At 47.9% G+C, this 14,673-nt stretch carries 11 protein-coding genes; 7 read left to right on the top strand and 4 right to left on the bottom strand.

The genetic code is table 11. The features are described 5' to 3' along the window. Positions 1–39: 39 nt before the first annotated feature. Positions 40–1,230, bottom strand: coding sequence for an acyl-CoA dehydrogenase family protein (locus AB4875_RS12180; protein ID WP_368376329.1), 1,191 nt, complete (start codon positions 1,228–1,230; stop codon positions 40–42). A 325-nt stretch (positions 1,231–1,555) separates the two neighbouring features. Between AB4875_RS12180 and AB4875_RS12175 the strand changes: the two genes are divergently transcribed. Continuing rightward, the gene (locus AB4875_RS12175; protein ID WP_368376328.1) at positions 1,556–2,305 is read left to right on the top strand and encodes an SDR family NAD(P)-dependent oxidoreductase; all 750 of its coding nucleotides are present in this window, start codon (positions 1,556–1,558) and stop codon (positions 2,303–2,305) included. Positions 2,306–2,403: 98 nt separating this feature from the next. Then, positions 2,404–3,888, top strand: a complete 1,485-nt coding sequence (gene glpK / locus AB4875_RS12170) for a glycerol kinase GlpK (RefSeq protein WP_368376327.1) — start codon at positions 2,404–2,406, stop codon at positions 3,886–3,888. Positions 3,889–3,942: 54 nt separating this feature from the next. Here glpK and AB4875_RS12165 read toward each other — a convergent pair whose 3' ends face one another. Further along, a complete protein-coding gene (locus AB4875_RS12165; protein WP_368376326.1) occupies positions 3,943–6,714 on the bottom strand; it encodes an EAL domain-containing protein in 2,772 nt (923 codons plus the stop codon). Between the two features lie 368 nt (positions 6,715–7,082). Beyond that, positions 7,083–7,781, bottom strand: a complete 699-nt coding sequence (locus tag AB4875_RS12160; RefSeq protein WP_368376325.1) for a DUF1499 domain-containing protein — start codon at positions 7,779–7,781, stop codon at positions 7,083–7,085. Positions 7,782–7,952: 171 nt separating this feature from the next. Between AB4875_RS12160 and AB4875_RS12155 the strand changes: the two genes are divergently transcribed. From AB4875_RS12155 to ung, 3 genes are all read left to right on the top strand, one after another. Continuing rightward, entirely contained in the window at positions 7,953–8,729 is a 777-nt protein-coding gene (locus AB4875_RS12155) for a glucose 1-dehydrogenase (RefSeq protein WP_368376324.1), read from the top strand. A gap of 25 nt (positions 8,730–8,754) precedes the next feature. Next, positions 8,755–9,447, top strand: a complete 693-nt coding sequence (locus tag AB4875_RS12150) for an EthD domain-containing protein (RefSeq protein WP_368376323.1) — start codon at positions 8,755–8,757, stop codon at positions 9,445–9,447. 133 nt (positions 9,448–9,580) lie between these two features. Next, positions 9,581–10,252 carry a uracil-DNA glycosylase gene (gene ung / locus AB4875_RS12145; protein ID WP_368376322.1) on the top strand — a complete coding sequence of 224 codons (672 nt, stop codon included), beginning with the start codon at positions 9,581–9,583 and terminating at the stop codon, positions 10,250–10,252. 13 nt (positions 10,253–10,265) lie between these two features. Here ung and AB4875_RS12140 read toward each other — a convergent pair whose 3' ends face one another. Further along, complete coding sequence (locus tag AB4875_RS12140) at positions 10,266–11,111, bottom strand: MerR family transcriptional regulator (protein WP_368376321.1); 846 nt, start codon at positions 11,109–11,111, stop codon at positions 10,266–10,268. Positions 11,112–11,365: 254 nt separating this feature from the next. Between AB4875_RS12140 and AB4875_RS12135 the strand changes: the two genes are divergently transcribed. Next, positions 11,366–13,840: a TonB-dependent receptor gene (locus AB4875_RS12135; protein WP_368376320.1), complete on the top strand. Its 2,475-nt coding sequence runs from the start codon at positions 11,366–11,368 to the stop codon at positions 13,838–13,840. 108 nt (positions 13,841–13,948) lie between these two features. Continuing rightward, positions 13,949–14,614 (top strand): START domain-containing protein, encoded by a 666-nt coding sequence (locus AB4875_RS12130; protein WP_368376319.1) that lies wholly within the window; start codon positions 13,949–13,951, stop codon positions 14,612–14,614. The last annotated feature ends 59 nt before the right edge of the window (positions 14,615–14,673 follow it).

Raw genomic sequence — 14,673 nt, 5'->3', positions numbered from 1 at the left:
TTTTGCGCCGGCTCGGTTAAATAATCCTATTTAGTCTTACTAAGTGGGCAAGCCTAGCACCCGTTTTGCAATGATATTTAGCTGGACCTCGGATGTGCCACCGGCAATAGAAAGTGCTTTAGAAAACAGCCAGCCGCGGTTGGTGAGCAATTCATCGGCGTTGAATTCATCGTCGTACCAACCCAGTGCCCGTTGTCCGAGTATTGCCATAAGAACTTCTTCTTTGCGTTTACTTTCTTCGGTGCCAACGTATTTCATAATTAAAGGGACGTTGTTGTCCGCAACGCCATTCATGCGTTCTTCAAAGCTACGGAAATGCGTTAGGCCAATTGCGCGGTAGGCCATTTCGTGGCTGACTAACTGTTCACGTAGACCGTGATCCCGTAGTTTGCCACTGCTGTCTAAACCCACGTATTCAATTCCCGCCTGAACGGGGCTAAAGCTTGGGCCCGGGGTGTCGCCACCGATTTCAGCCATGAGCTTGCGTTCGTGTTTCAACAAGGATTTGGCGACTGACCAACCTTTATTGAGTTCGCCTATCAGATTGGCCTTGGGGACTTTAACGTTATCAAAGAAGGTTTGGCAGAATTCGGATTCGCCGCTAATTAACTCAATAGGCGTGGTTGAAACACCGGGATTGTCCATATCTATTAGGAGAAAACTAATACCTTCTTGTTTCTTTGCATCGGGGTCAGTGCGAACTAGACAAAATATCCAGTCAGCCTTGTCTGCATTGGTCGTCCAGATTTTTGCGCCGTTTACTAAAAAGTGATCACCGTGGTCTTCTGCGCGTGTTTGTAGGCTGGCTAGATCGGAGCCCGCGCCGGGTTCAGAGTAGCCTTGGCACCAGCGCACATCACCGCGGACAATACTGGGAATATGCTGCTGACGTTGTTCCTCGGTGCCGTATTCGAGTACTGCTGGGCCTAGCATCCATATACCAAGATCGAATAAGGGAGTTCGGCAGCCTAAGCGCTTCATTTCATCTCTTAGGACCTTGGCTTGGCGCTCGTCTAAACCACCACCGCCGAGTTCAGCGGGCCACTCAGGCGCGGTCCAGCCTTTATCGCGCATGCGCTCAAACCAAAGTTTGGCGTCTTGGTTAGGGAAGACTTTGTTTTTTCCCGCCCAGACTTGTTCTTCACGCGTGATGGGCGTACGCATTGCCGGCGGACAATTTTCTTCTAGCCATGCATGTACAGTTTGGCGAAATTGATCGAGATCGCTCACGTCGGTCTCCTTAAAATAGAGGGTCTATCATCTAATATGTATGGTCGCGCTGAGCTCATTTTTACTTTAATGGGGACGGCGATTATGGTGAGCTCAGCTTAGTCGACGAGGCTTTAAAGACAAGGACGAAACGCGTCACACTGACTATCAAAAGCGGTCATGCCGCGGGGCAAAACGGTATCTAGTCATGACATCACGGTGTGCTTGGTTCGTTTTTTTGAACTTCTTGGTGATGTGATTCTCAGGGGGTAGACGGCCTTGGCTAATATCTGCCATCTTAAGCTCAGATTAAACTTTCTTGGCAAAAATAATAACAGGTAGAAATATGAAGCGATTTGAGAACAAAGTAGTGCTAGTGACTGGCGCGGGATCGGGCATTGGTCGGGCGAGCGCGCTGCGTTTGGCTGCCGAAGGCGGAAAGATCTGGTGTACAGATATCAACGAAGCTGATCTCAATACTTTGATTGATGAAATTAAAACGGCAGGCGGAATGGCGATCGCCTACCGGTTTGATATTAGCGAAATCGGCGGCGCAGAGCGCTGTATTGACGCCTGTGTCAGTGAGTACGGTGGCTTAGATGCCGTGGTGAATATGGCGGGAATCCTGCGGTTTTCCAATTGTCACGAACTCGGCTTGGACATTTGGGATCAGTTGATTTCGGTAAATCTCACCGGTACGTTCATGCTTTGCAAAGCAGCGTTACCGGAGTTGCTAAAAACCAAGGGCAATATCGTGAATGCGGCATCTACGGCTTCCCTGCAAGGCTTGCCCTGGGGTGCAGCCTATGCGGCAAGTAAAGGCGGCGTACTGGCGATGACCCGCAGTATCGCCGTGGAATATGCCAAACGTGGAGTCAGGGCGAATTGTGTTTGCCCTGGCGATATAAATACCAATATGGTGCAGGGTTTAAGCTTTCCCGCAGATGCCGATTTCGATTTATTGTCGAGAATTACATCATTAACCGGTGCAAAGGGGCCTGAGGTTGTCGCTGGCGTTATTGCGATGCTGGCATCTGAAGACGGATGCCATATTACCGGCGAACATATTCGTGTAGACGGCGGAATACTGGCCTAAGCGCGGATTCACCACCATATAAGGTGCTAAATTCTGGTCGCCATCCGAACTCTCTGCCATCATAGGGTGGTGATAATTTAACGGAGGCGATTTCCCAAATGGATACTTTTATTCTGGCTATTGACCAGGGCACCACAAGTTCACGAGCCATTGTATTTAATGCAAAGGGCGAAACCTGTGGTGTTGGTCAGCAGGAGTTTACCCAGTATTACCCGCAGGATGCCTGGGTAGAGCATGATCCAGAAGAAATTTGGGAGACGACGCTAAATAGCTGCCGTAAAGCCCTCGCCGCGGCCGGGATTACCGCCGCAAACGTTGCCGGAATTGGTATTACTAATCAACGCGAAACGACTATCGTTTGGGATAGAAAAACCGGTGAAGCGGTCTATCCCGCTATTGTCTGGCAGGATCGACGTACCGCAGCGCGCTGCGCGGAACTCAAGGCACAGGGTGTAGAAGACATTGTGTCGCGGCGCAGCGGCCTATTACTCGACCCCTATTTTTCCGGCAGTAAAGTTGGCTGGATACTAGATAATGTCAGTGGCGCAAGAGCGCGTGCAGAGGCTGGGGAGTTGGCTTTTGGTACTGTAGATAGCTTTTTGCTGTGGCGATTGACCGGCGGAAAGCGACATGCCACTGATGCTAGCAACGCCTCAAGAACATTACTTTTTAATATTCATACACAGCAATGGGATGCCGATCTACTAGCCCTATTTAGTATCCCTAGCGCTATGCTGCCAGAAGTCAAAGACAGCTGTGACGACTATGGCAGCACTGATAGTGACTGGTTTGGTGCATCGATTCCCATCTGTGCGCTGATTGGCGACCAGCAAGCGGCAACTGTGGGTCAGGCTTGTTTTACTCCGGGTATGGCGAAAAGCACCTATGGCACGGGATGTTTTGTGGTCTTGAACACCGGCTCGGTGGCCGTGCGCTCTGAGCACCGATTGTTAACCACTGTTGCTTATCGCATACGCGGCGAAGTCTGTTACGCACTCGAGGGCAGTATATTTGTTGCCGGTGCCGCGGTGCAGTGGCTGCGCGACGGCCTGAATTTAATTGGTTCTGCCGCAGAAACACAGCCCTTGGCAGAAAGTGTAGAGAGTTCCAATGGCGTCTATATGGTACCCGCCTTTACAGGTTTAGGTGCGCCATATTGGGATCCGGATGCCCGTGGTGCCATTTTCGGCTTAACCCGCGATACCGGTATCGCCCATATAGCCAGGGCGACCTTGGAGTCGGTGTGCTATCAAACCCGCGATTTATTGGAAGCGATGCGCGGTGATGGCGCAGACTTTGAAACCCTGCGTGTTGATGGCGGTATGGTTGCCAATAATTGGGTGGTACAGCGTTTAGCCGACATGTTGGACTGCCGCTGCGAGCGACCTTTAGTTACTGAAACAACGGCATTAGGTGCTGCGTATTTAACAGGCTTACAGCTTGGTATTTATAGTTCCTTAGAAGAAGTTGCAGCATTGTGGCGGTGTGATAGGGGGTTTGACCCCTCGATGAACGAAGTGGATAGAGCGCGGCGTTACACTGGCTGGAAGAACGCGGTGTCGCGTGTGCGCAGCACCTATTAGCCGTGGTTTCTGTGAATTAGCAATAGCTTAAATGGCCACTAAGTGACGCCGCCGTTAGTGCCGTAAATGCAGAGACAGATCCAATGCACTTATCGGCATGGGGCGGCAGACATGGTAGCCCTGAACGTATTCAACTCCCATTTCTTTTACTATATCTAGCGCTGCTCGGCTCTCGACACCCTCTACAATTACACTCTTACCCAAGCTATGACTCATTTCAACCATTGACTTGACCAGCACGCGATCTTGCTCACGCTCGTGAATAAAGCGCACAAAAGACTGATCAATTTTAATGTAGTCAACGGGAAGGTCGCGCACATATTCAAACGAAGTGAAGCCTACCCCAAAATCGTCGAAAGCGATTTTTGCGCCTATGGTTTTGAAATGGTTGAGGAGATCACGAGTAACACTCAAATTCGATATGGCATCGGTTTCGACTATTTCAAAAATAAGTCGGTGTGGGTTGGCGCCTGTTAACTGAATTAAATCTTCTATTCGCTGCTTGAAATCAGCCTGCTCCAATGTGGGGGCCGTAACGTTAATACTTAAGCCAGTGGCAATGCCTGAGTCTTCCCACAGGCATTGCTGCCGCATGGCCTTTTCGATAACGCAATAATCCAGCTTTGGCATTAGACCTGCTTCAGATGCAATGCCAATGAAATTAGCAGGCGCAATAAACTGCCCTTCGTCGTCTAGCAGACGCACTAAACACTCACAGTGACTAATACTATTGGTATTGAGATTGAGTATCGGTTGATAAAATAAAACCAGCCTATTTTCGTTTAACGCTGATAGCAGCTGCTCTTTCATCTGCTGTTTCTGGTGCCTAGACGATCGACTGCTATCGTCCTCATCGCTAGCGTAGTACAAATGACCACGAAGCTTGTTTTTCACTCTTACCATCGTCGACGTGATATTTAAAATTAACTCATCGATACCGCTGAGATTATTATTAAATGAATCGACAGCCCCTGATAAACATATCGCCTCCTTGTTGTCGCCATGTATAAAAGTGAAGCGTGTGAGGTGCTCTAGAGCTAGGTCCTTGGCTCTCGATTGGGATTTCATTGGGTGATGAATTAAGGCGCAGAATTCGCCGGATCCAGTGCGTGATATTAGGGTGTCTGGGGGTAGTGATTCGTGTAAGTGCGCAGCGATATCATTGAGTAACTTGTCTCCGGCATTAAAGCCGTGCCGATCATTAAACATGGCGAAATCGTCGATATCTAACATCAGTAGCTCGATGGCCATGGTCCTTTTATATTTTCTGATGTAATTATTTGCTGCTTCGCTAAAGCTACTGCGATTTAGCAAACCAGTTACGCGGTCGTGTTGTCCCAGCCAGTGCAAGCTTTCATTCGCTTCACGTCTCTCGGTAATATCTATTCCCAAGGACAATATTTTGAGCTCGCCGTCAATATGAAGGCTGCTATGAGTCCACAAGAAATCTAGCTTTCTTCCGTCTGCGGTAAAAAATGATGTTTCGTTTTGAGTTTTTTTACCTTCGCGATTCAAGCTTGAACGAAGCTGGGCGCTCAGGCTTGTCGATTGATGCTCGTTTTTTACCCAGCTATTGATGTTGGCATCGACAGGTAGCTGCTCAGTTACGCCGCTTAACTGACGACCCAGTTTGTTGATATTTCGAATCTTCCCGTCGAGATCATGAATGAGGATGGCGAGGGGAGAGCGATCTAGTAGCGTTTCGTTAAATACTTTAGCTTCTGTGAGTGCATCGATCTTCTCAGCCAGCTCTTTTCTATGATCATTTACAATTTTGTCCATGCTGTCTAGTGAGTCGATGACTTTGTCGACCGCTGCCGCGAGGATATCTATCTCATCACTCCAGCGAGAATTGGAATCAACTTTTTTAAGTGACTGCTTAGCATCTTTAAACTTTCCCAGGGGAAGAAGCGGTAGAATTTTTGCTAGCTCTAATAATCGATTTAATGAGGGTTTCAGAATTACTGCAATTAATATCAGGATGATTGCGAGCATTAAAAGAGAGCTAATAAAGATCTCTTTGATGGTCTGAAATACCTGTTGGTAGACTCTTGAATGGTCTTTTATGATTGCCACGTAGTGGGGGGTGTCTGCGCTTGAATTTAACGGAGAAATGCGCGCGCTGTAAAAATTGCTTGAATCTAAATAGCTGTTGTTTATGTGCTTTGTAAAATCAAATTTGCTGCCCAAGGCATTCAGTATTTTTTGGGTTTTGTCTGTGCTGCTGGCTAGTATGATCTGGGGTGCTGCGTTTATTTCTAAATCTTTTGCTAGTGATACTAGGGCGATGTCTGCGCCACTAACATCTGAAAAATCGTCTATTAAAAACTTTGCAGAACGATTGATGTTAATGATGAATGCTTGGTTATTTCGGTCATGAACGGGAATGAATGCGTGTTGATAGCATTGAGTATCACACTCTATGGTGACGACTGGCTGGGTCTTGTTATCAATGGCGCTTAAAGCCCGCTGGATATGTTCGGGATTTAGGCGGAATACAGATGTCGGCTGCCGCGAGCTAAACAGTACGCGTCCATCATAAGCTAGGTAATAGACTGAATCGATGCCAGATAACTGTCCGGGTAATAACAAGGACAAATTTTGGCTGTTTACGATGTCATCTGACAGTGCTTTCTCAAGATCTGAGATATTGGGGATGGCTTGACTGTTAGCTAAGCGGAATAGCTCCATATTGGAACGCTGGTTTAAGGATTCGAAGGTCGCTTCAAGTTGCAGTAAGTCACTGCGAACGGCTTCTCGATGATGACTGTTTGTTTGGACGTAGGCGTAATAGGCTCTGCCACCCATGACAAGGGCTATGGCCAAAAACAATACGCCACTTAACTTGCGTTGTAGGCCGAGATAGTTTGCTTTGCCGGAGGCAAGGCCTGACTTCGATGCTGACGTTTTATGTTTTAGAATATGAATCCACCTAAGACAGCTGTTATTTACGTTTTTGCGGATTATTAATCGAATTAACCCCGATTAGGGCCGTAGCGCAAAATTTAGTTGCCACCCAAGTTTAGTCTGCTAGCTGCCGATAAACGAACCGTTAATTGATGCTTGTTGCTTTAGTTCAACATAGCATGCTGATGGTAAGGGCTAAGCGTCGCTGGGTAAATCTCCATTGCAATACAATGCTTGGCGGGAATGAATCGAGCCGGCCCTAATGATTGCCCCGTATGAGCCAGCTCTTATTCAAGATATTGTTGAGAGAATTGGCGAATTCGGCTGGCATTAACACCGAGATCGCCTTTGCCCACACGTGAAGCAGAGCGGAGGTCAATAATCGATCCACTAGGGGTTTCGCTGATCCTAATGATAACGTCGTCGGTGAAGCCGAACCAAAAGCTGCTCACCGTGGCTTCAATATGGCCACTTTCTTGGTAGGTGACTTGCCAGCCCAAATTTTCTGCAATTGCCCGTGCCTTGTCTTGTGCAGCTGTGACGCTAAGCAGGGTGGGAATGGTTTGAATGTCAGGGTATGCCTGTTGTTGAAGTTCACGGTTGCCGGCTGCGTAGACTAGGCTATTATCGCTGGCGCGCCGCTCTAGCTTGGCGGCAATAAACTTGGGGGGGGTTTCGGTGTCAGTGCTAATGTCATGGATTAATGGCGCGCCGGCGCCACTAAAAAGTCCAAGGCTGAAAAAAATGATAGCCGGTAGTGCGATGAGGGCGGCCCGACTGAGTTGGCGTTGTCCCGCCGAAGTTTTGGTGCGTCGAGTGAAAAATGCAGAGGCACATATACTAATAAAGCTTAGGAGGCCGGCAAGACCGAACATCATTAAGCCCACTTGATAGCCATACCAATTAAATCGAACGCCAATGGCGCCGAGCGCTAATAAAATGAATGATGTAATGGCGATTTTGTGGGTGATAGAGGGAAGATTCATAGTAGCTCCAAGTTTACTTAGGGCTAATCTTACCAAAGGGTAATTAGTCTGCACTTTTTATTTATTCAAAGGCATGATTTACTGGCGGTTAACATCCTGTAACTTTGGCTGTGTTTGGCAGGCTATTTCAGCCACCGTTTAGCGATATCAATAACAATTATGAGGTAATTTATGGGCCGTGTTGAAGGTAAAGTATGTATTGTGACTGGCGCCGCCAGCGGTATGGGGCGTGCTGATGCCATAATGTTGGCAGAGCAGGGGGCGTCGGTGGTACTTACTGACCTAAATGAGAAAGATGGCCAAGCTGTGGCTGAGCTAATTGGTGATAAGGCCATTTTTGTAAAGCACAATGTGACTAGCGAAGAAGACTGGCAGCGCGTAGTCGCGACTGCGGTAGAGCGTTTTGGCCGCCTAGATGTCTTGGTAAACAATGCTGGCATGATGACGCTAGGCAATGTTGTCGATTGCAGCTTAGAAGATTATCGGCGCGTTAATTCGGTTAACAATGAAGGCGTGTTTTTGGGGTGTAAAACCGCTATTCCTGCGATGGAAGCGTCGGGCAACGGCGGCTCTATTATTAATATGTCATCGGTTGCCGCTATGCACGGTATGTCGTTTGTCGCCGCTTACAGCGCGAGTAAAGGCGCAGTGATGGCGCTGACTAAGTCAGTTGCTTTGTATTGTCGTGAAAAGCGCAATGGCATCCGCTGCAACTCGATTCATCCCGATGGTGTCAAGACACCGATGGTTTTTAAGGTCGCTACTGGTCAGGAGTCAGCGACTCGCGAAGAGATCGAGTCATTGTCTACCGAAGCCCACCCAATGTGTGAGCCTGAGGATATCGCGGCGCTGGTACTGTATTTGGCGTCGGATGAGTCACGATTTATAAATGCCGCTGAAATGCTGATCGATAATGCGTCCACGGCGACACCGCCGATTGGTATTTAGCGCATATAGCCGCCGGGGAGTGCAAATGCGAAAAGTGATCTATTTGTTATGGCTCGATACCTCTGACGAGGGATGGAGCCGCACTCTTCACCACGATTTGGTGCCTGCTTTGCAGCAAGTCGTCGGTGTCGGTAGGGTGCAGCTTAATATCGCCGATGGCGATGTTGCGCCGGCGGCGGCGTTACGCATGCAAAGCTCCGCCTCGCTGTTTGATGCCATGTGCTGCGTTTGGCTTGATGATGCACTTGCAACTGACTCTCTAGATGAGCTGATTCAGCGCATTTCCGTGCAGTTTAGCCGCTACCATGTCGATGAAGTGGAGCGCCTAGCAAACATCAAGCACCGAGCTGAGACTGGCGTGCGTACTCCTGGATTTAGTCAGGTGGCGCTGCTGCGCTGCCCGCAGCGCTTAGAGTACCAAGCGTGGTTGAGCTACTGGCAAAACACCCACACGGCTATCGCTCTAGAAACCCAGTCAACCTTCCGCTATGTTCAGAATATTGTCAGCGATGTGAACGGAAAAGACGCCGCTGCCTATCACGCAATTGTAGAAGAATGTTTTCCTAGCTTGGCGATGACTGATCCTGCGGTATTTTATGATGCCGTTGGTGATAGTTCAAAACAAGAAAATAATATGCAGAAAATGATAAATAGCTGCGTCAATTTTATCGATTTTGATGAGATAGATGTGGTTCCCACCAGTGAGTACTGCTACTAATATTTTGTTATGCTAAAGCCGCGGTTTTTACTCGATTTTAGATGTTTACAGCACATTGCTGTTTGCTTAGCGGGTGCAATAGTTAGTTTAAGAAGGTCCTAATTTCACTATTTGATAATGGCAGGTCTGCTAAATGGCAATAATGTTGGAGGCGTCATGGCAGGCTGTCCTTGGTGAGCAGCTTAAACAGACTTATTTTCAAGATTTGCTGCAGTTTATTGAAGACCGTAAATCTGCTGGTATAGCGGTATATCCGCCAAGTGAATACTGGTTTGCTGCTTTAAACAGCACGCCAATTGCAGATGTTAAGGTCGTGATTCTGGGGCAGGATCCCTACCACGGCAGTGGTCAGGCTCACGGATTAAGCTTCTCGGTGTTGCCAGATGTAAAAATTCCGCCGTCATTGCGCAATATTTATAAAGAGCTGCAGGCAGATTTGGGTGTGAGTATCCCTGATCATGGCCATCTGCAAGCGTGGGCGGATCAGGGTGTGCTATTGCTAAACAGTGTATTTACGGTAGAGGAGGGTGCGGCAGCTTCTCATCAGCGGCGGGGCTGGGAAATCTTTACTGATGCCATCGTTAAGGCGCTAAATGAACAGTGCCGAGATTTGGTATTTATGCTGTGGGGCAGTCATGCACAAAAAAAAGGGCTCGCAATAGACCGGCGACGCCACTTTATATTAGAGGCTCCGCATCCATCGCCACTATCAGCGCATCGCGGTTTTTTGGGATGCCGACATTTTTCTAAAGCAAACGCCTATCTTGAAACTCATGGCCGATCAGCCATCGATTGGTGCTTATAAGGGCCGTCAGTGATTAACGTCTATAGGGAGAATCTTTGGGTAGATCGTCCATTATAGATTCCAGGGTGTCAGCCAAAAACTGACCGGCCGCTATTTCCATTGCGCGTCCGAGTTCAGCATCGACCACCTTCTCTGCAAGTGGCCGTAATTTCCATACTAATTCAGCGATTTTGGGTAGTTCTTCTGGCGGCGGTATTTTCTGCTCGGCGTAGGGCTCTAGCACGTGACGTGATACTAATTTGACAAACTCATTTGCTACTCGCTGCACATTTCCGCGCATCATTCGTAGAATATCTAATAACTCGTCTAGGGGTATACCCGTCGCACACAGCTCTTCGGCCACCTTTAAAGTGTTCATGCTTGACACTCGTAACTCGGTACCTGAAATGCTAAATAAGCCAAGATCATGGGCCGTTTTAATCGCCGAGGGTGTTAATTTACTGCCAAACATTTTTACCAGATCGGTCATGCCGATTGTAGTGGGTGCTTCATTTGTCCATGGCGAGTTTAGGGCAGATTCTATACCTAGTACTTCGCTCAGCCCAACACCTTCTTCAAGCGCAGATATCAGCTCGCGAATGCTAGAGAGGGTGTAGCCCCGGTCGAGTAAATTGGCGATAAGACGAAGGCGCGAAAGATGTAAATTGCTGTAAATGCCTTTTCGGCCTTGGAGTGCCGGCGGCGGCAGTACGCCGCGATCTTGGTAGGCGCGAATATTGCGCACGGTAGTGTTGGCAGCGAGCGCAAGCTCTTCGACCGAATAATCACGCTGGTGCTCGGTTGTCGAAGCATTCGTTGCGATATTCGTTTGCGGTAGCAGTTGGGCGATACTATTGATGGTGTCTTCGGAGATTTTCATGCTATTTACTGCGCTCGGCGCCCTCTAAATTGGAATACAATCCAGGTGTAACAGTTTCATTTAAATTGGCAATTTATAATGCTGCGTCTAGTGGGAAACAAAGTTTCCAGCCGAACACCGCTTTAAAAATAGGCTAATCGTGTCATCGTCACACTTTTCTTGACATCTGATGAGTCGCCAATTAATGTCTCATTAAACAGTGTCGCATAATGGCATCTATTATAACAATAAAACTGAAAAGTAGGTCCTGAGTTATGGTTAGTCGTAATACATCCCTTGTGTTTTGTTTGCTTGCGTCTGCTGTCTTTCCCGCAGGGTCAATGGCCGCCATGTTGGAAGAAGTGGTTGTCACGGCCCAACATCGGACTCAAAGTCTTCAAGATGTACCCGTTTCTGTTAGTGCCGTTAGTGGCGAAAAAATGATGGAAGCGGGTATCAACCGTATGGAAGATCTCCAAGCCTATGTGCCGAATCTGACTGTAACGGAAAGTGGTATCAGCACGGATATTTTTATTCGCGGCATTGGTACTGGTATGAACCAGGGCTTTGAGCAGTCAGTGGGTATGTATGTTGACGGTATTTATTACGGCCGCGCGCAGTTAGCTAGAGCACCGTTTTTAGATTTGGCCAGAGTTGAAGTTCTGCGCGGGCCGCAGAATATCTTACACGGCAAGAACAGTATCGCCGGAGCGGTTAACCTTATTACGGCCGATGCCACAGAATACTTCGAAGGCTTGTTCTCAACGCTTTACGAACCCAAATTTGACGACAACGTCCATGATTTGATGCTGTCAGGGCCTATTACGGACACCGTTGGTTTTCGCTTTGCCGCCCGACTACGTGAGTACGGCGGCTTTATGGAAAATTTGTTTTTGGGAAGAACCGGACCACAGTATGACCAGCAGACGTTCCGTGTAAAGTTAAATTGGCAGGCGACCGATCAAACTAAGCTGTCGCTGAAGCTGGAAACCGGAAGTTTCGATACCTTGGGTCGTCAGGGTGAAATCATTAACGACGAGCCATCTACTTCCGATGTGTTTCTGTTTACGGGTCGCACAGAGGCTGAAATACTAGACAATACCCAGTTCCCAGGGGTTGTAAATGTTGATACTGATGAGTCAGTGCGAAATAATTTCCAAGATTACAAAAATAGCTCGAATGGTAATTATAGTAATAATGACACCACCAATTTAACGTTTAATGTTTTTAGCGTGAACGACAGCGGACATGAATTCGCCGCAATAACAGGTTACTTACACTATACCTATAACGATCTCTGCGACTGCGATGCTACCGCAGCAGAACTATTTAAGTTGGAGCTCGGTGAGGATTACACCCAGTACAGCCAAGAGCTGCGTTGGATATCACCGGCAGGTGAAGATATAGAGTACATTGGCGGCGTTTATCTGCAGCGCAATGAGCTAGATTTCCGCGATAAACTTATTCAGGATTCCGATGTGGTAGTGCAGCTACTGAATGCGGCTGATCTCACCGAAGGGGGAGCTAGAGGGGATTTTGACCCCAATCCGCTGGGTGGTGCGCTAGAAGAAATTGCTGGTATCGGTGATGCAGGTAATGCGGTAACGAATATAACTGCGCCTCGTCAGTTTCTAAGCACATCAAACATATATTCTGCTTTTTTGCAGACTACCTTCCACTTTGGTGATGATTGGCGCTTAACCTTGGGTGGGCGCGGAACGCTAGAGCAAAAGACCGGCAGTCGCAAACTTGAGTTCGCAGATTTGGAGGGCAATGTTTTACCTTTTGGTGAGGTAGATACTGTGTCCGCCATTACCTTTTCTGCAGAACGCCATGATTTGCGTGGCAAGCGCACGGAGAAGTCTTTTTCGCCGCTGCTTAATGTGCAATGGGACTATTCCGAAGATGGGATGGCCTACTTTACGGCGACTAAAGGCGTCAAAGCTGGCGGCTTCGATGCGCGTTCAAATATGTCGCCGAGTAGGGAACTTACGCCCCGCAATCCGGGTGCTATTACGCCTAATCAACAGGTTTTGGTTGGCACGTTTGAGTATGAAGAAGAGGAAGCGAGGAGCTTAGAGTTGGGCCTCAAAACAGGTTTGCTAGGCGGCGCAGCGGAGTTAAATATTGCGGCATTTTATACTCAGTACAACGATCTTCAAATTAGTATCTTTGACGGGACTCTGGGCTTCAATGTTGGTAATGCCAAGCAAGCTGTCACCATGGGTATTGAGATGGATGGCCGCTGGCAAATCACCGACTATTTGAGTTTGGGGGGCGCGGTGGCATTACTTGATTTTGAGTTCACTGACTTTGAGAATGGTCAGTGTCAGCAAGATCAAGCGCCGACTTCTGCAGATGGTTCTAGCTGTGACTACACTGGGCAGACTAATCAATATGTTGCTGATTGGTCCGGTACCTTCCTCGTCGGTTATATTCGGCCTATCAGCCCAACAATGGGGATTGGTATGGGTTTGGATATTATTTTTACTGACAACTACAACCCGTCATCCAACTTGGACCCCCGCGTTGAGCAGGATGGGTTTTTCAAAGTGAATGGTCGTATTGGTATTGGGCCCATTGATAAACAATGGGAATTGGCATTGGTAGGAAAAAACTTAACGGATAAGGTCATCATCGTATATGCCGGTGACACACCTTTGTCGAAAACGATATTCGGGGCGACTAGTCACACCGGGTTTCTTGAGCCTCCGCGTTCCGTTGCCATGCAGTTTACCTACCGGATGTAAGCGGTCTGGACTAAAGACCGAAAAGCCTAGTGCCTGCATAGCGATGGCTTAGTAATTTAGTTATTTTATGTTGCAATGAATTGAAATCATCAATAGTTGGAGGTGGATGTGAACGGAATAAAAGATCAGTGTTTGGTGTTGGTGGTGTTCTTACTGCTGAGTGTCTCTGCTTTCGCCGGCGAGTGGGAGCTAGCAAAGGATGAGGACGGTATTCGGGTTTACACGCGCGTCGTAGAGGGTTCGGATTACAAGGCATTTCGTGGTGAGTCGATAGTCAATGCTGAGCTTAACCAAGTGATGGCCTTGCTAGACGACACCAGTGGCTTTGTGCATTGGATGTTTAAATGTAAAAGCCCCAAGCTGCTTTATAAAGCCAGTTTAATGGATCGTTATCAGTATTTGCAGAATGACTTCCCTTGGCCCGCCGCCGATCGCGAAATGATTTTGCGCAATGAAATATATCAAGATACGGCTACTCGTGTAACGACGGTAAAGTTGTCTGGGGTTAAAGCTGATGCACTTCCTAAATCCGCCCAAGCGGCCTTGCCGACTAAAACAGATGCAGTGCGAGTTGATGAGGTGGCCGGTTTTTTCGAGTTGACCCCGCTTAGTGATACCCAAACTAAAGTTGTCTTTCAGCTGCATTTAAATCCCGTTGGCGCCTTGCCTGCGAGCTTGGTGAATTCAATGATTGTAGATAATCCGTTTGAAACCTTAAAAGCAATGCGCACGCGGGTAGCTCTGCCAGAATATGCAAATTTCAACCCGTTTTAAATTATGTGAAGTTGGAGTCGCTCGCTTGAGTTTTATTGTCAGCCTAAATTATTGCATTG

The organism is Zhongshania sp. R06B22, from assembly GCF_040892595.1.
Lineage (GTDB): Bacteria > Pseudomonadota > Gammaproteobacteria > Pseudomonadales > Spongiibacteraceae > Spongiibacter > Spongiibacter arctica.
Note: the sequence above shows the minus strand (reverse complement) of the source record. Positions and strands in the feature narration are given on the sequence as shown.

Coding starts and splice junctions, on each gene's coding strand:
- AB4875_RS12135 (WP_368376320.1), top strand. CDS start 11,366: ATGGTTAGTCGTAATACATCCCTTGTGTTTTGTTTGCTTGCGTCTGCT.
- AB4875_RS12155 (WP_368376324.1), top strand. CDS start 7,953: ATGGGCCGTGTTGAAGGTAAAGTATGTATTGTGACTGGCGCCGCCAGC.
- ung (WP_368376322.1), top strand. CDS start 9,581: ATGGCAATAATGTTGGAGGCGTCATGGCAGGCTGTCCTTGGTGAGCAG.
- AB4875_RS12160 (WP_368376325.1), bottom strand. CDS start 7,781: ATGAATCTTCCCTCTATCACCCACAAAATCGCCATTACATCATTCATT.
- glpK (WP_368376327.1), top strand. CDS start 2,404: ATGGATACTTTTATTCTGGCTATTGACCAGGGCACCACAAGTTCACGA.
- AB4875_RS12140 (WP_368376321.1), bottom strand. CDS start 11,111: ATGAAAATCTCCGAAGACACCATCAATAGTATCGCCCAACTGCTACCG.
- AB4875_RS12150 (WP_368376323.1), top strand. CDS start 8,755: ATGCGAAAAGTGATCTATTTGTTATGGCTCGATACCTCTGACGAGGGA.
- AB4875_RS12175 (WP_368376328.1), top strand. CDS start 1,556: ATGAAGCGATTTGAGAACAAAGTAGTGCTAGTGACTGGCGCGGGATCG.